Source organism: Mesorhizobium sp. M0678 (genome assembly GCF_040320505.1).
GTDB lineage: Bacteria > Pseudomonadota > Alphaproteobacteria > Rhizobiales > Rhizobiaceae > Mesorhizobium.
Genome location: NZ_JAMYPT010000006.1, coordinates 1 through 14,472 on the forward strand (window position 1 = coordinate 1; position 14,472 = coordinate 14,472).

The following is a 14,472-nucleotide window of genomic DNA, read 5'->3' on the forward strand; positions in this document are numbered from 1 at the left end:
CCTACGCTGACCCCTCAATATATTTTTATGTATACCCGGGGCTGCCCGCCGGCCGCCTACGCCCCCCACCGGTGGGGCGGCGGTTATCCCCGCCCGCACCTTTTTGTCCGAGCATCGGATTGCCAAAACCGCTTTGGACTTGGGTCAGCTGGAAATAACCGGAGACGATCATGTCGCGCATCGGAATCCACTCATTCGTCTGGTCGGCGAGCTCGGCGCAGGGCGACCTCGAGCGGACGCTGGCCAACACCAGGGAAGCCGGCTTCGACCTGATCGAATTCTCCTATCTCGACCCCGCCAATGTCGACATTGACGGCTTGGCCAAGCGGATCGCCGATCTCGGCCTCGGCGTTGCGATCAGCATTGGACTGCCGGCCGACGGCGATATTTCGAGCGCCGACAAAACGATTGCCGCGCACGGCGTCGAAATCCTGGAACGTACGATCGCGCTGACCCGCGATCTCGGCGGCCAGAAGGTTGCGGGCATACTCAGCACCAGCCACGGCTTGCAGAGCGAGGCGCCGACGCGTGACCAGTGGAACCGCAGCGCCGGCACGCTGGCCGAGGTGGCGGACACGGCAAAATCAGCCGGCGTCACCCTCAACCTCGAAATCGTCAACCGCTTCGAAAGCAATCTGCTCAACACCGCCGCGCAAGGCATGGCCTTCATCGCGGACAGCGGCTCCGACAACATCTTCCTGCATCTCGACAGCTTCCATATGAACATCGAGGAGGCCGATGTCGGCCTGGCCATTCGCAATGCGGTCGGGAAGATCGGCTATGTCCATATCGGCGAGAGCCATCGCGGCTTCCTCGGCACCGGCAATATCGATTTTGCCGCGATATTCGACGCGCTGACCGCCATCGGCTACAGCGACGACCTCAGCTTCGAATCTTTCTCGTCGGAAATCGTCGACGAGAACCTGTCGCGGAAAACCGCGATCTGGCGCAATCTGTGGACCGACAATATGGAGCTGGCCAAGCATGCGCGCCGCTTCATTGCGCTGGGACTGGAGACGGCGCGACGCAAGGCCGAGCTTGTTTCCGCAACGCACCGGCCCTGAGCCCTCGCAGTTCCGAAATCGATCTGGTTAGGCCAGAGGCGCTATATTAGCCGGCAAAACGCGGCCCAAGTTCCTCGATGCGGCGGATCATCGCCTGGAAATCCTCCAAAATGCGCTGGTGCAAGTGAACCGCCAGTTCCGGGTATTCCTCGAGGATGCGGCGGAACATCTTGCGGCTGAGCCGCAGCACTTCCGAATCGATTTCGGCGGAGGCGCTGGTCAGCCGGTTGGTGTCGGCGATCAGCGCCAGTTCGCTGAGTATGGTGCCGGGGCCGGCGGTGCCGATCGGGATGCGCTCGCCGTCGTGCTCGCGGTAGAGGACGATGCGGCCGCTGACCACGATGTAGGCCGAATCAGCCTCGTCGTCCTCGCGGTAAAGCTTGTGGTCGGCTTTCAACATGGTGGTTTCGGCGCCGAAGGCGAGCAGACGCAGCTGTTCCTGCGTAAAGCCCTCGAAGAGCCTCACGGTGGACAGGATGCGGATGTCGTCATCCAGCGCCATCTAGCTATGTCCCCGAACCGTCAGTCCGACTCCTCCCCTACGAGGCCGATCCAAAACCACCTCCAGCCTCAGGACCGTACCCGAAAAGCGCCCCGCCCGGATCGCTTATTTGAATAATGAAATGTTTAAGGAACCAGCTTGTAGCCGCCGCTTTCTGTCACGAGAATTTCCGCGTTGGAAGGATCGCGCTCGATCTTCTGGCGCAGCCGGTAGACGTGAGTTTCGAGCGTATGCGTGGTGACGCCGGAATTGTAGCCCCAGACTTCCTCCAGCAGCACGTCGCGGGTCACCACCTTCTGGTCGGCACGGTAGAGATATTTGATGATCGAGGCTTCCTTTTCGGTCAACCGCACCTTGGCGCCGCGCGGGTCGATCAGAAGCTTCTGGCTGGGCTTGAACGTGTAGGGGCCGACCGAGAAAGTGGCGTCCTCGCTCTGTTCGTGCTGGCGCAACTGCGCGCGGATGCGGGCCAGCAGCACGGCAAAACGGAACGGCTTCGTCACATAGTCGTTGGCGCCGGCCTCGAGGCCAAGGATGGTGTCGGAATCGGTATCATGGCCGGTCAGCATGATGATCGGCGCCTTGTAGCCGCCCTTGCGCAATATCTTTACCGCCTCGCGGCCATCCATGTCGGGCAGGCCGACATCCATGATGAGCAGGTCGATGAGCCCGCCACGCGCCGTGGCGACGCCTTTGGCGGCGGTCGCTTCCTGCAGGACATCGAATTCCTCATAAAGCGACAATTGCTCGACAAGGGTGCCGCGCAGGTCGTCATCGTCGTCGACGATCAGAATGGTGCGTGAAGTCATGGATCAATCCGTTGTTTTGAAAAGAGATTTCAGTTGACCGCTGCCTGTTTATGCGGAAGCTGACCGGCACAACAGCCGTTCACAGTGATTTGTTCCGTGGCACGATCATACAAGAAAAAACACGATCGCAATGCAGTCGGCGCAATTTTGCCGAAAGGGCTCACCGTGCTCACCGTGCGCGCGCGCCCCGGCCAACCCAGCCAGGGCTTTCTGCAGGCCGGCAAACTCGTGTTTCCATGTGCGCTGGGGCATGGCGGCATCTCGGCCGGCAAGCGCGAGGGCGACGGCGCCACGCCGCTTGCCTCGATGCGGATATTGTCGGGATATTTTCGCGGCGACCGTTTTGCCGGCGGCCGCCGGACGCGGCTGGCGATGATGCCGATCGGCCGCGACCTCGGCTGGTGCGAAGTGCCTGGGGACCGCAACTACAACCGCCCGGTCAAAATCCCCTATGGCGCCAGCCATGAGCGGATGCTGCGCACCGACGATCTCTATGACGCCTGCCTGGTGCTGGACTGGAACATTGTGCCGCGCCGGCGCGGGCGCGGCAGCGCCATCTTCTTCCACCTGGCGCGCCCCGGCTTCGCGCCGACGCAAGGCTGCGTCGCGGTAACGGCCCGCACCATGGCACGGCTGCTGCCGCTGCTGTCGGAGCGGACGGTGGTAAGGGTGGTGAGGTAGTGAATAGTGAATAGTGAATAGTGAATAGTGAATGGTGAGTGGTGAGAAGCGATCGATAGGGACATGTGCAGGCGCACCGCCTAGCTTCCCATTCACCATTCACCATTCACTACTGCCCTATCCGCTTCCTCGGCCTCTGCCACCCTATGTCGAGAAGGCCGAGCCGGCCGAGTTCGCGGTCCATGGCGCGTGCGATGTCCTTGCGTTCGCCGCCGATGTCGCGCAGCTGGCGATCGGAGAGATCCTCGACATTCTCGCAGGGGAGATTGACGGCGATTTTTGCATGGCGAAACCAGTCAAGCACGGCGCGCAGCCAGGCCGGGCGGAGGGTTACCGAGCGCAAGGCGATGTCAGACATGGTGCAATCCGCTTCTCCGGACATCAAATCCGGTTTGATGTTTCTTCGATGCTCAGAGCATGGCGGATTGAAATTCAAACGGGAAACGAGTAGTTTTTTCTACATCTTCAAGTTTTGTTTGATGATTGGAATGCTCGACCGAACCCTCCTCGTCTGGCACTGATGGCGCGCCTGCTGCCTGGAACCCGTGCGCTGCGGACGCTGGAGGCAGCGGCGCGGCACCTCAATTTCACCCGCGCCGCCGACGAGCTCGGCCTGACGCCGGCAGCGGTCAGCCATCAGATCAAGGAAATCGAGGATCAGCTCGGCATCGTGCTGTTCACACGCACCAGCCGCACGATCCGGCTGACCGAGGCTGGCGCGGTGCTGTTCGAAGCTTCGACCGATGCGCTCGACCTGCTTGGCCGGGCCGTCTAACGGGCGCAGAAGACGGCGCGCGGATCGGCGCTGCTGAAGGTCACCCTCGATGCGCAATTCGCGACGAAGTGGCTGATGCGGCGCGTCGACGATTTTCGCAAGCAGCATCCGGCAATCGAGCTGCGTTTCGACATCAGTTACGAGGTGCGCGACTTCGATCGCGACGACGTCGATCTCGGCATCCGTTTCGGCACCGGCAAATATCCGGGGCTTCGCTCGCACCGGCTGTTCGAAAACGTCATCATCCCCGTCTGCAGCCCGGCCTTGCTGCGGGCGGGGCCGCGGCTGAAAGAGCCGCGCGACCTGTTTCATCATACGCTGGCCCATATCGAGTGGTCGCGCCAGGGCGTCACCTGGCCCAACTGGAGCATGTGGATGGCGGCGGCGGGCGTCGACGATTTCGACGGCAGCCGGACCATCGTGTTCGGCAACTCGACCGATGCCGTCCAGGCCGCGCTCGACGGCAACGCGGTCGCGCTCGCCGATTTCGCCATGGTGGCAAACGACCTGTCCGAAGGCAGGCTGATCCGACCGTTCGAACTCGGCATCAAGGTGGCGCCTGAATTCGCCTATTTCCTGGTCTATCCGGAGACCGCGGCGAATGATCCGCGCATCGTCGCCTTTCGCGATTGGCTTCTCGAGGAAATCGCCAAGACGCCGAGCTGACGGTCAGCCCGCCGCCGCGCCGAACCAGCCGATCACCGCGCCGATGAGAAGCAGCACGCCGAGCCAGTGACCAACATCGATGAGCGTCAGATCCCAGCCGAAACCTTCGTAGCGATGGTTGACCGAAAGCGTGGTGGCGACGAACCCCAGCCAGAGAACGAAGCCGAAGATCACCCCGGCAAGCAGGCTCGGCTCGCCGCCGGTTACGGCGCCGATGATCAGCGACATGACCAGCGCCATGACGAGCTCCGCGATGAAGGAGACGACGAAGGGTAGCATCGATTTACTCATCGTCGCCGGATCAAGCTTGGCGGCCTTCAGCCACGGCTTGCTCAAGCCCATGTACCAGGCCGCGCCGAACAGCCACGCCACGACGGCAGCAACGATTACCGCCAGCCAATTGATTGCTGAAAAATCCATGGTTCCCTCCGGTCGATTGCGCGATGGAACGCCTGTTCGGCGATGCCGTCAAGCAAGGCGCCAGACGGTGGTGCGCTTGACCTCGGCGTCCTCCAGCGCCCGGGTCACCGCCACTTCATAGACGGCAAGCGGCTCCAGCCCGGTCTTCGGCAGATAGGAACGGCCGGGATCGCCGACGAGAATGTCGCCGCCGCGCGCCTTCAGCGCGACGAACCACGGCATCAGCCTGTCGGCGAAAGTTTTGTCGTAGAAGACGTCGCCGGCCAGCACCAAGTCCCAGCCGGCATCGCTGCCGATGCAGTCGCCGATGAGGAATTTTATCTCGGTCCCATTTGCCTCGGCATTGAGGCGGATCGCGGTCGCGCAGAATGGGTCGATATCGGCGGCGATCACCTCGGCAGCTCCGGCCTTCACCGCGGCAATGGCGACAAGGCCGGAGCCGGAGGCGAAGTCCAGCACGCGCTTGCCGCGCACCGCCGCCGGATTGTCGAGGATGTAGCGGGCAAGGCCTTGGCCGCCGGCCCAGGCAAAAGCCCAGAAGGGCGGCGGCAGGCCGATTTCGGTCAGCTCGTCCTCGGTCCGCTGCCATAGTTCATGTGCCTCGTCGGCCAGGTGCAGGCGGATCTCCGGCACATGCGGCGGCGCCATCAGCGCCGTGTTGTCGAGGATGAATTTCCTGGCGCTGTCCGGCGTCAGCGCCGTCATGGCGCCGGCGTCAGGCCGCCCATGCGGCAAACCTCTTGCCATTCGGCCGGCGTCACCGGCTGCACAGACAGCCGCCCGAGCCGCACCAGCGCCATGTCGGCCAGCTTTGGATTGGCCTTGGCTTGCTCCAGCGTCACCGGCTTCGGCATGGCCTTGAAGGCGCGGATGTCGACGCACTCCCAGCGGGGATCGTCGGTGGTGCTGTCCTGATGGGCCAGAGCGCAGACTTCGGCGATGCCGACGATGTCCAGCCCGTCATTGGAATGGTAGAAGAAGCCGAGATCGCCGATCTGCATCGCCTTCATGTTGTTGCGCGCCGCATAATTGCGCACGCCGTCCCATTGCGTGCCGGCCTTGCCCTTGGCCTTGAGGTCCTCGAAGGAGAAGACCGAAGGTTCGGATTTGAACAGCCAGTAGTTCATTGTGTTGCTCCTCCTCAGGGTGCCGCCGCGACTAAAAGCGCGTCGCGTTCGACCGGCCTCATGCGACGCGCTTTAGGTTCTTGTTGTATGCATGTCGTTATCACAAAACCGCTGCACACTTTTGCGCGACATGCATCAGATATCCGCCGGCTTGTTGAAGCTCCAGTTCCACTGCCGGATTTCGACGCTTTCGAACAGCCCTGCCTTGGTATAGGGATCGGACGCCGACAGGGCTCTTGCCGCAGCCAGATCGGGCGCCTCGACAACGGCGAGAGCGCCGTTCGGCTTGCCGTCGGCGTCGAGGAACGGGCCGGCGAAGGCCAATTTCTTGTCGCCGTTCAGCCCTTCCAGGAAGGCAAGGTGCTTGGGCCGCGTATCGAGCCGCACCTGCAGCCTTCCTGGCTTGTCCTTGCAAATCAACGCAAACAGCATCTTTCCATCTCCGCAATCGTTCGCGATTACATGTCGGTTTCGGTCTTGAGTGGCCTTGTCATCAACGCCGACACAGCCTGGTCTATGGTTATGGTGCCGTCCAGTATGGCGGCGACGGCGGCGATGATCGGCGCGTCGATCCGGCGCTCGCCGGCGATGCGGGCGGCGATTGCCGCCGTCGGCACGCCTTCGGCCAAAGGCAGGCCGGCAAGCGGCTTGCCTTGCCCCAGCGCCAGCCCATAGGCGAAATTGCGCGACTGCGCGGACGAGCAGGTGAGCAGCAGGTCGCCGAGGCCGGAAAGCCCCATCAGCGTCTCCGGCTTGGCGCCAAAGGCGGCGCCGATGCGGCGCAATTCGACGAAGCCGCGCGTCACCATCGCCGCCTGGGCGCTGGCACCGAGCCCGGCGCCGGTGACGGCACCCGCGGCAATGGCAAAGACGTTCTTCAGCGCGCCGCCGATCTCGACGCCGATTAGATCGTCGCTCGAATAACAGCGCAGATTTTCCGCCGAAAAGCGGGCGGCAAGGTCGGTGGCCAGAGCCTCGTCGCGGGCGGCGACCACGACGGCCGTCGGCAGGCCCCTGGCGACGTCGGTGGCAAAGCTTGGGCCGGACAAAGCGGCGACCGGATTTGCCGGCAGTATTTCCTCGGTGATGGACGATAGCAGCGCGCCGGTGTCGCGCTCGATGCCCTTGGCGCAGAGGACCAGCGGGATGCCTTTCGGCATATGGCTGGACGCGGCCGTCAGCATAATCCGCAACGATTGCGCCGGCGCTACCGCCAGAACGCAGTCGGCACCGTCGAGCGCCGCCTCGATGTCGCTCGTCGCCACGATGCCGGGATCGAGCGCGATGCCCGGCAGATAGCGCGGATTTTCGCCACGGTCGACCGCCGCGACGGTCTCCGGGTCGCGCGCGTAGAGGCGGACGAAATGACCGGCGCGCAGCGTGGCCAGCGCCAGCGCCGTGCCCCAGGCGCCGCCGCCGAGCACGGCGACGCGCCAGCCGCTTGGCGCCTTGTGCCCGCTGCCGGTCATGCCTTGGCCCCACGCCGGCCCGAGCCGACCATCGGGGCCGAGACGCTGTCCAGCGGCCAGCGCGAGCGCGGCACGAAATCGGCGGCGTTTTCACCTGATATGCCGGCGCGCAAGCGCTCGATGCCGGCCCAGGCGATCATCGCCGCATTGTCGGTGCAGAGGTTGAGCGGCGGCGCGACGAAGCTGAACCCGGCCTGCTCGCACAGGCCCTGCAATGTCGCCTTGATGGTCCGATTGGCGGCCACGCCGCCGGCGACAACCAATGCAGGCTCGGCCTTGTCCGGGAATTGCTGACGGAACCGGGTCAGCGCCCGCGCAACACGGTCGCCCAGCGCATCCGCCACCGCCGCCTGGAACGAGGCGCAGATATCGGCAACATCCTGGTCGCTCAGCGGGGCGATCGCGGTGGCTGCCTGGCGGACCGCGGTCTTGAGGCCGGAGAAGGAAAAATCGGGCTGCACCGAGCCCTTCATCGGGCGCGGAAAGGCAAAACGGGCCGCATCGCCATTTGCCGCCGCCTTCTCGACATTCGGTCCGCCCGGATAGGGCAGGCCGAGCATCTTGGCCGTCTTGTCGAAGGCCTCGCCAAGCGCGTCATCGATCGTCGTCGCCCAGCGCTGGTAGTCGCCGACGCCGCGTACGGCGACGATCTGGGTATGGCCGCCGGAGACCAGCAGCAAGAGGTAGGGAAAGTCGAGCCCATCGGTCAATCTGGCCGTCAGCGCGTGGCCTTCGAGATGGTTGATGGCGATCAGCGGTTTTTTGGCTGCCGCGGCGATTGCTTTTGCCGTCATCAGGCCGACGATCAGCCCGCCGACAAGACCGGGACCGGCGGTGGCGGCAATCGCATCGATGTCGGCGAGGTCGACGCCGGAATCGGCGAGCGCTGCCTCGATGATGCCGTCGAGCGCCTCGACATGGGCGCGCGCGGCGATCTCCGGCACGACGCCGCCGAAAGCAGCATGCTCCTCGATCTGGCTGAGCACGATGTTCGACAGGATTTGCGGCGTGCTGCGACCGTCCAGCGTCACCACGCTGGCGGCGGTCTCGTCGCAACTCGTCTCGATGCCCAGAACGCGGATCAATTCGTCGCTGTCCAAAAATCGTACAGATTGTACTGTCGGCCTTTCCCCGATAGGAGAAAACCCGAAAACCTGCCGGGGGTTATCACGGACGGCGCGTCATGCAAACAACCTTGAAAATCGGAACACGCGGCAGCCCGCTGGCGCTGGCGCAGGCGCATGAAACGCAGGCGCGACTGATGGCGGCGCATGGCATGCCGGCGGAAGCTTTCGAGGTGGTCGTCATCTCGACCAGCGGCGACCGCATCCAGGACCGACCGCTGTCGGAAGCCGGCGGCAAGGGCCTGTTCACCAAGGAGATCGAGGAGGCGCTGCTGGCGCGCCGCATCGACATCGCCGTGCATTCGTCGAAGGACATGCCGACGCTGTTGCCCGAGGGGCTGGAACTGTCCGCGTTCCTGCCGCGCGAGGACGCGCGCGATGCCTTCATCGGCAAGGCGGCGCGAACGATTGCCGGCCTGCCGCAAGGCGCCAGGATCGGTTCGTCGTCGCTGCGGCGCCAGGCGCTGATCCGGCGGATGCGGCCGGACGTCGAAGTGGTGATGTTTCGCGGCAATGTGCAGACGCGGCTGCGCAAGCTCGACGACGGCATCGCCGACGGCACCATCCTCGCCTATGCCGGGCTGAAGCGGCTCGGGCTCGAAGACGTCGTCACCGACCTGATGCCGCTCGAGGTCTTTCCGCCGGCGCCGGGGCAAGGCGCGATCTGCATCGAAAGCCGCATCGGAGACCGCGACGTGGAACAGATGCTGGCAGCGATCCACGACGGGCCGACCGGCGAGGCGCTGGCCTGCGAGCGCGCCTTCCTGGCGGCGCTCGACGGGTCCTGCCGCACGCCGATCGCCGGACATGCGACGATATCGGGCGGAACGGTTTCCTTTGCCGGGCTGATCATCTCGCCCGATGGCACGCAGTCGCATGAAGTCAGGCTGCAAGGGCCGGCGCAGGAGGCGGCGCGCATTGGCGCGGAAGCCGCGGCGACCGTTCGGGCCAAGGCCGGCGAAACATTCTTCGATGGCTGGACCTGACATGCTCCGCGTCCTTGTGACGAGGCCCGAACCAGGCGCGTCGCGCACGGGGCGCCGGCTTGCGGATGCCGGCTTTCAGCCGATCCTGCTGCCATTGACCGGAACCGTGGCGCTGCCGGTCGATGCCGGCGCGCTCGCTGACGCCGCGGCGGTCGCGGTCACCAGCGCCAATGCCGTTCGCCATGCGCCGAAAGAGGTCATCGCGGCGTTCGCCGGCTTGCCGTGCCACGCCGTCGGCAGGATGACGGCGGAAGCCGCCCGCGCTGCCGGGTTTCTGTCGGTCAGCGAAGGCCCGGGCAATGCCGAGGCGCTGGCCGATGCGCTTGCTGGCGGTTACGCGGGGCAGACGATCGTCTATCTCTGCGGGCGGGTGCGATTTCCCGGCTTCGAGGAAGGGCTGTTGGCGTCGGGCGTTCAGGTCCGCGCCGTCGAGACCTACGACACCGTTGTCCTGGATTACTCCGATGAGGCCGTTCTTGCGCGCCTGTCCGCCCGGCCGGTCGAGGCGGTGCTGCTCTATTCGGCCAAGGCGGCCACCGCTATGCAGGCCCTGGCTAGCCGGCCGGTGCTGCGCGGTGTTTTTGAAAAAACGCGCTTTTTCGGATTATCGGGGCGCATCGCCGCGGCCTTGGGCGATGTCGCCGAGATCCGGATTGCGCCTGAGCCCAGCGAGGACGCGCTGCTGGGACTTTTGCAGGCGTCGCGCTGACCGGCATCCGCCGCTGCTCTGTGCCAGCTTGTTCCAAAGGTTGGCGCCGCCCCTCACCTGCCTGCCGGCATCGTCTCCCCGTATAGTGACGGGGAGAGGGTGCCTTCGCCGAGGATTTCGCCAACCTCCAGCGTTGCAGAAGAAGCGTCTGGACTCGTGAGAGCCCTTCTCCCCGTCACTATACGGGGAGAAGTGCCCGGCAGGGTGATGAGGGGCAGTGCCAACGTGGATGACTGCGCTCGGGCACATTTTGTTCTTGCTTTGTGCCGGCAGCTATGCTACTAATCTAGTTATGGTGCTAATTGGCTCCAACGACCCGCCCGCCGAGGCGGGTTTTTTGTGTGCCGAGCATGGGCCTTGGCTTGAAACGTGGATTCGGCCCTGCGGCGTTTTGCCAAAACTGAACTCCAGGCCGTGGCGTCATCACGCCGCCCCTTTTCACCGCTTGGTGATGTGCTAGACCCTTCAAACCATCCCGAAGCGAATTTTGCGGAGCCCGAGCATGGTCAAGACGCCGAAGATGCGGCATTCCAAGAGCCGCCGTGAGCCGGTGACCATCGAGCTTGAGCCTGGCGCCGTCTCGCGAGTCGCCGACGAACAGGATGCCGTGACCTCGCAGACCGACGAGGCGCGGGCCGAGGAAGCGGCGAACGCCTCGCAGCCGGAGCCACCTGAAGAGCCGGTGCATGCGGACCAGACCGATCTCGAGCCATGGGAACATGCCGACGCAGCCGCGCCGGCCGGCACGCAAGAGCCGGCGGATGCCGGCGTCGATTCTGCCAGGGAAGCGGAAACCCCTTATCCCGCCGGTTCGGATGCGCCGGCCGGGCGCTCCACGGTTTCCGACTACAGTTTCGAAGATGCATCCAGCGGAACCGGGGCCAACGAACCGGGGATCCCAGGTTCCGGCGAGAAGACAGCTGAGACGAGGGACGACCATATGGCAGCGCAGCCGAAGCGAAGCGGCATCAACGGCATCGCCGCCGGTATTATCGGCGGCGTCATCGCCCTCGCCGCGGCCGGCGGGCTGCAATTTGCCGGCCTGCTCGGTGCGCCGGGGTCGGGCGGCGTGTCGCTCGACGCGGTCAATGGTGAGATCGTTTCGCTGAAACGCGAGGTCGCGGACCTCAGACAGGCCGGCGCCAACAATGACGCATCGGCCAAGGTGGACGGGCTGTCGTCGGCGCTGGATCAGGTAAGGGCGGACGTTGCGACGTTGAAGTCGGCCGTCGAGCAAGGCGGTGCCGGCGGCAATGCCGGCCTGGCAGCACTTGGCGACAAGGTAAGGCAGATCGAGACGGCGGTTGCGGCCCTCGGCAAGGCCGGCGGTACGGCGCCGGTCGATCTCGGCCCGCTCAACGAAAGGCTGGCCGCGCTCGATGCGCTGGTGAAATCGGCCGGCGAGACGACAAAGGCGCAGGACAGCCGGCTTGCGGCCCTGGAACAGTCGGTTTCACAGATCTCGGGCAAGGTCGATGCACAGGCTTCGCAGCCGAAGATCGCACTGGCCATTGCCGCTTCGGCGCTCAAGGCAGCGCTCGACCGTGGTGCACCGTTCGGCGCCGAGCTCGAAACCTTTGCCGCGATCTCACCCGATGCGCCCGAGATCGCGACGTTGCGCACCTATGCCGAAAAGGGCGTCCCGATGCGCTCCGAGATCGCCGCCGAAGCGGACGGCGCCGCCAACGCGATGGTCGCTGCCGCGACGCCCATCGACCAGAATGCCGGCATCCTGCAGAAGCTGCTGTCCAGCGCCGAATCGCTGGTCAAGGTCAGGCCGATCGGCGCCGTCGAAGGCACCGGCGTTCCGGAAACCGTCGCGCGCATGGAGGTCGCGGTCAACCAGGGCGACTACGCCAAGGCGCTCAGCGAATACGAAACCCTGCCTGAGGCGGCCAAGGCCGCCGGCGCCGACTTTGCCGGCAAGCTGAAAGCGCGGATGGAGGTCGAGACGCAGATCGATTCGCTCATCGCCGGCGCGATGAAGGCGTGAGGAACCCAATGATCCGCATCCTCGCCTTCCTTGCCGTCGTCTTTGCGCTCGGGCTCGGCTTCGCCTGGCTGGCCGACCGGCCGGGCGAAATGCTCGTCACCTTCAACGGCTATCAATACCAGGTCAGCCTGATGGTCGCGGCGGTGGCGGTCGTTGCCGTGGTTGCCGCGGTGATGATCGTCTGGTGGCTGGTCAAGGCGCTGTGGAACAGCCCCTATACGATCTCGCGCTATTTCCGCGTGCGTCGCCGCGACCGCGGCTACCAGGCGCTGTCGACCGGGATGATCGCCGCCGGCGCCGGTGACGGCGCGCTCGCCCGCAAGAAGACCAAGGAAGCGGCAAAGCTGATCCGCTCCGATCAGGAGCCACTGATCCAGCTGCTCGACGCGCAGGCCTCGCTGCTCGAAGGCGACCATGAAGGCGCCCGCGAAAAGTTCGAGACCATGCTCGATGATCCCGAAATGCGGCTGCTCGGCCTGCGCGGACTTTATCTCGAGGCCGAGCGGCTCGGCGACCGCAACGCAGCCCGCCACTATGCCGGCCGTGCCGCGGCGGTGGCGCCGCAACTGGCCTGGGCGGCCGAATCGACGCTGGAAGACCTGACCGGACGCGGCGACTGGGATGGCGCGCTGAAACTGGTCGACGCCCAGAAGTCGACCCGGCAGATCGAGCGTGACGCCGCCAACCGGCGCCGCGCCGTGCTGCTGACCGCCAAGGCGCAGGCGCTGATCGACAGCGATGCCAATGCCGCAAGGGCGGCGGCGCTCGAAGCCAACCGGCTGCGGCCGGATTTTGCACCGGCGGCGGTCGTCGCGGCGAAATTGCTGTTTAGGCAGAACGACGTGCGCAAAGGCTCGAAAATCCTCGAGGCGGCGTGGAAGGCCGAGCCCCATCCGGAGATCGCCGAGCTCTACAGCCATGCCAGGCCGGGCGATGCCGTGCTCGACCGGCTGAACCGGGCAAAGAAGCTGCAGGAGCTGAAGAAGAACCATGCCGAGTCCTCGCTTGCCGTGGCGCGCGCCGCGCTAGATGCGCAGGAGTTTTCAACCGCCCGCCGGGAGGCTGAAGCCGCCATCCGCATCGATCGCCGCGAAGGCGCTTATCTGCTGCTGGCCGATATCGAGGAGGCCGAAACCGCCGACCAGGGCAAGGTGCGGCAGTTGCTGTCGAAAGCGGTGAGAGCGCCGCGCGACCCGGCTTGGGTCGCCGACGGCGTCGTCTCCGAGCGCTGGGCTCCGATATCGCCGATCACCGGCAGGCTCGACGCATTCGAATGGCGGGCGCCGATGGAGCGGCTCGGACAGTTGATCGACGGTCATGAGGATACGCCGGAGGCGCCGGTGCCGGCCATCGCGGCTCCAGCCAGGCCGGTACAGGAAAGAGCCGGGACGATCGAGCACACGGCGGAGACACCGGGCACAGCGACCGAGGAGAAGACGGACGACCGTGCCGGCGAGGATCATGTGACACCAATCACCGCGGCGGCGTTTGCCCAAGTGCCGGAAGATGCCGAGGCCGTCGAGCCGGCGCAGGAGCTGACGCGGCTGCCCGACGACCCCGGCGTCGATCCAGACGACGCGGCGGATAAATCGACGCGCCGGTTTCGTTTGTTCTGATCAGGGTCAAGTGGACCCGGGCTTATTGGGAATGATTTGATGTTCGAACGCGTTTTGTCGTTTCTAAGGGATCTGCCGTCCGGTGGTGGCGCCAGCCCCAGCGCCGACGATCCGCGCATTGCCGCGTCCGCCCTGCTTTTCCACGTGATGAACGCCGACGGGGTGCGACAGGATACCGAATGGGAACGGTTCAAGAAGGTGCTGGCTGAAAGCTACTCGATCAGCGGCGACGAACTCGACGCATTGGCGGCTGCCGGCGAGCGGGCCGACAATGAGGCGATCGACCTCTACGCTTTCACCAGCGTGCTCAAGCGCCATCTCGACGCCGAGGCGCGAAAGGCCTTCATCGGCCTGATGTGGGAGATCGTCTATGCCGATGGCGAGCTGCACGAGCTCGAGGACAATACCGTGTGGCGGGTCGCCGAGCTGATCGGCGTCGAACGTCGCGACCGTGTCGAGGCGCGCCTCAAGGCGGCCGCCGCGGCTCCTGGTGCCGCCGGAACCTCAAGCGACGAATAGACAGGATCCCGC

16 protein-coding genes and 1 pseudogene are annotated in these 14,472 nt (G+C 65.1%); 8 read left to right on the forward strand and 9 right to left on the reverse strand.

What is annotated here, in order from left to right; all coding sequences use genetic code 11:
• Positions 1 to 170: 170 nt before the first annotated feature.
• A complete protein-coding gene (locus NKI29_RS12885; RefSeq protein ID WP_352594143.1) occupies positions 171 to 1,064 on the forward strand; it encodes a sugar phosphate isomerase/epimerase family protein in 894 nt (297 codons plus the stop codon).
• Between the two features lie 46 nt (positions 1,065 to 1,110).
• On the opposite strand, the gene NKI29_RS12890 is transcribed toward NKI29_RS12885, so the two are convergent.
• Both NKI29_RS12890 and NKI29_RS12895 read right to left on the reverse strand, forming a co-directional pair.
• A complete protein-coding gene (locus NKI29_RS12890; protein ID WP_023680480.1) occupies positions 1,111 to 1,566 on the reverse strand; it encodes a Crp/Fnr family transcriptional regulator in 456 nt (151 codons plus the stop codon).
• Positions 1,567 to 1,691: 125 nt separating this feature from the next.
• A complete protein-coding gene (locus NKI29_RS12895; protein WP_023680479.1) occupies positions 1,692 to 2,375 on the reverse strand; it encodes a response regulator transcription factor in 684 nt (227 codons plus the stop codon).
• Between the two features lie 144 nt (positions 2,376 to 2,519).
• On the opposite strand from NKI29_RS12895, the gene NKI29_RS12900 reads away from it, so the two are divergent.
• On the forward strand, positions 2,520 to 3,056 hold the full coding sequence (locus NKI29_RS12900; protein WP_352594151.1) for a L,D-transpeptidase family protein: 537 nt from the start codon (positions 2,520 to 2,522) through the stop codon (positions 3,054 to 3,056).
• Positions 3,057 to 3,165: 109 nt separating this feature from the next.
• Here the strand turns inward: NKI29_RS12900 and NKI29_RS12905 are convergent, their stop codons facing one another.
• Entirely contained in the window at positions 3,166 to 3,414 is a 249-nt protein-coding gene (locus NKI29_RS12905) for a hypothetical protein (RefSeq protein ID WP_352696959.1), read from the reverse strand.
• Between the two features lie 162 nt (positions 3,415 to 3,576).
• Here NKI29_RS12905 and gcvA point away from each other — a divergent pair.
• Positions 3,577 to 4,497: pseudogene (gcvA, locus tag NKI29_RS12910) on the forward strand (transcriptional regulator GcvA).
• Positions 4,498 to 4,500: 3 nt separating this feature from the next.
• Here the strand turns inward: gcvA and NKI29_RS12915 are convergent.
• The 6 genes from NKI29_RS12915 to tsaD all read right to left on the reverse strand — a co-directional run bounded on the left by NKI29_RS12915 (position 4,501) and on the right by tsaD (position 8,595).
• Positions 4,501 to 4,917 carry a DUF1761 domain-containing protein gene (locus NKI29_RS12915; protein WP_023680475.1) on the reverse strand — a complete coding sequence of 139 codons (417 nt, stop codon included), beginning with the start codon at positions 4,915 to 4,917 and terminating at the stop codon, positions 4,501 to 4,503.
• A 48-nt stretch (positions 4,918 to 4,965) separates the two neighbouring features.
• Entirely contained in the window at positions 4,966 to 5,622 is a 657-nt protein-coding gene (locus tag NKI29_RS12920) for a class I SAM-dependent methyltransferase (RefSeq protein ID WP_023680474.1), read from the reverse strand.
• A complete protein-coding gene (locus NKI29_RS12925) occupies positions 5,619 to 6,044 on the reverse strand; it encodes an EVE domain-containing protein (RefSeq protein ID WP_023680473.1) in 426 nt (141 codons plus the stop codon). The genes NKI29_RS12920 and NKI29_RS12925 overlap by 4 nt, the downstream gene beginning before the upstream one ends.
• A gap of 135 nt (positions 6,045 to 6,179) precedes the next feature.
• On the reverse strand, positions 6,180 to 6,476 hold the full coding sequence (locus tag NKI29_RS12930; RefSeq protein ID WP_352796400.1) for a YciI-like protein: 297 nt from the start codon (positions 6,474 to 6,476) through the stop codon (positions 6,180 to 6,182).
• A gap of 26 nt (positions 6,477 to 6,502) precedes the next feature.
• Positions 6,503 to 7,513: an NAD(P)H-dependent glycerol-3-phosphate dehydrogenase gene (locus NKI29_RS12935; RefSeq protein ID WP_352569453.1), complete on the reverse strand. Its 1,011-nt coding sequence runs from the start codon at positions 7,511 to 7,513 to the stop codon at positions 6,503 to 6,505.
• Positions 7,510 to 8,595, reverse strand: coding sequence for a tRNA (adenosine(37)-N6)-threonylcarbamoyltransferase complex transferase subunit TsaD (gene tsaD / locus NKI29_RS12940; protein ID WP_031212083.1), 1,086 nt, complete (start codon positions 8,593 to 8,595; stop codon positions 7,510 to 7,512). Before tsaD ends, NKI29_RS12935 begins: the two co-directional genes overlap by 4 nt.
• A 101-nt stretch (positions 8,596 to 8,696) precedes the next feature.
• On the opposite strand from tsaD, the gene hemC reads away from it, so the two are divergent.
• From hemC to NKI29_RS12965, 5 genes are all read left to right on the forward strand, one after another.
• Positions 8,697 to 9,623: a hydroxymethylbilane synthase gene (hemC, locus tag NKI29_RS12945; RefSeq protein ID WP_023678204.1), complete on the forward strand. Its 927-nt coding sequence runs from the start codon at positions 8,697 to 8,699 to the stop codon at positions 9,621 to 9,623.
• 1 nt (position 9,624) lies between these two features.
• A complete protein-coding gene (locus NKI29_RS12950) occupies positions 9,625 to 10,332 on the forward strand; it encodes a uroporphyrinogen-III synthase (RefSeq protein ID WP_023678203.1) in 708 nt (235 codons plus the stop codon).
• Between the two features lie 502 nt (positions 10,333 to 10,834).
• Positions 10,835 to 12,325 carry a COG4223 family protein gene (locus NKI29_RS12955; protein WP_023678202.1) on the forward strand — a complete coding sequence of 497 codons (1,491 nt, stop codon included), beginning with the start codon at positions 10,835 to 10,837 and terminating at the stop codon, positions 12,323 to 12,325.
• An 8-nt stretch (positions 12,326 to 12,333) separates the two neighbouring features.
• A complete protein-coding gene (locus NKI29_RS12960; RefSeq protein WP_023678201.1) occupies positions 12,334 to 13,941 on the forward strand; it encodes a heme biosynthesis protein HemY in 1,608 nt (535 codons plus the stop codon).
• A 39-nt stretch (positions 13,942 to 13,980) separates the two neighbouring features.
• A complete protein-coding gene (locus NKI29_RS12965; protein ID WP_023678200.1) occupies positions 13,981 to 14,460 on the forward strand; it encodes a tellurite resistance TerB family protein in 480 nt (159 codons plus the stop codon).
• The last annotated feature ends 12 nt before the right edge of the window (positions 14,461 to 14,472 follow it).

Coding starts and splice junctions, on each gene's coding strand:
- hemC (WP_023678204.1), top strand. CDS start 8,697: ATGCAAACAACCTTGAAAATCGGAACACGCGGCAGCCCGCTGGCGCTG.
- NKI29_RS12925 (WP_023680473.1), bottom strand. CDS start 6,044: ATGAACTACTGGCTGTTCAAATCCGAACCTTCGGTCTTCTCCTTCGAG.
- NKI29_RS12915 (WP_023680475.1), bottom strand. CDS start 4,917: ATGGATTTTTCAGCAATCAATTGGCTGGCGGTAATCGTTGCTGCCGTC.
- NKI29_RS12885 (WP_352594143.1), top strand. CDS start 171: ATGTCGCGCATCGGAATCCACTCATTCGTCTGGTCGGCGAGCTCGGCG.
- NKI29_RS12960 (WP_023678201.1), top strand. CDS start 12,334: ATGATCCGCATCCTCGCCTTCCTTGCCGTCGTCTTTGCGCTCGGGCTC.
- NKI29_RS12935 (WP_352569453.1), bottom strand. CDS start 7,513: ATGACCGGCAGCGGGCACAAGGCGCCAAGCGGCTGGCGCGTCGCCGTG.
- NKI29_RS12895 (WP_023680479.1), bottom strand. CDS start 2,375: ATGACTTCACGCACCATTCTGATCGTCGACGACGATGACGACCTGCGC.
- NKI29_RS12930 (WP_352796400.1), bottom strand. CDS start 6,476: ATGCTGTTTGCGTTGATTTGCAAGGACAAGCCAGGAAGGCTGCAGGTG.
- NKI29_RS12950 (WP_023678203.1), top strand. CDS start 9,625: ATGCTCCGCGTCCTTGTGACGAGGCCCGAACCAGGCGCGTCGCGCACG.
- NKI29_RS12905 (WP_352696959.1), bottom strand. CDS start 3,414: ATGTCTGACATCGCCTTGCGCTCGGTAACCCTCCGCCCGGCCTGGCTG.
- NKI29_RS12920 (WP_023680474.1), bottom strand. CDS start 5,622: ATGACGGCGCTGACGCCGGACAGCGCCAGGAAATTCATCCTCGACAAC.
- NKI29_RS12890 (WP_023680480.1), bottom strand. CDS start 1,566: ATGGCGCTGGATGACGACATCCGCATCCTGTCCACCGTGAGGCTCTTC.
- NKI29_RS12955 (WP_023678202.1), top strand. CDS start 10,835: ATGGTCAAGACGCCGAAGATGCGGCATTCCAAGAGCCGCCGTGAGCCG.
- NKI29_RS12965 (WP_023678200.1), top strand. CDS start 13,981: ATGTTCGAACGCGTTTTGTCGTTTCTAAGGGATCTGCCGTCCGGTGGT.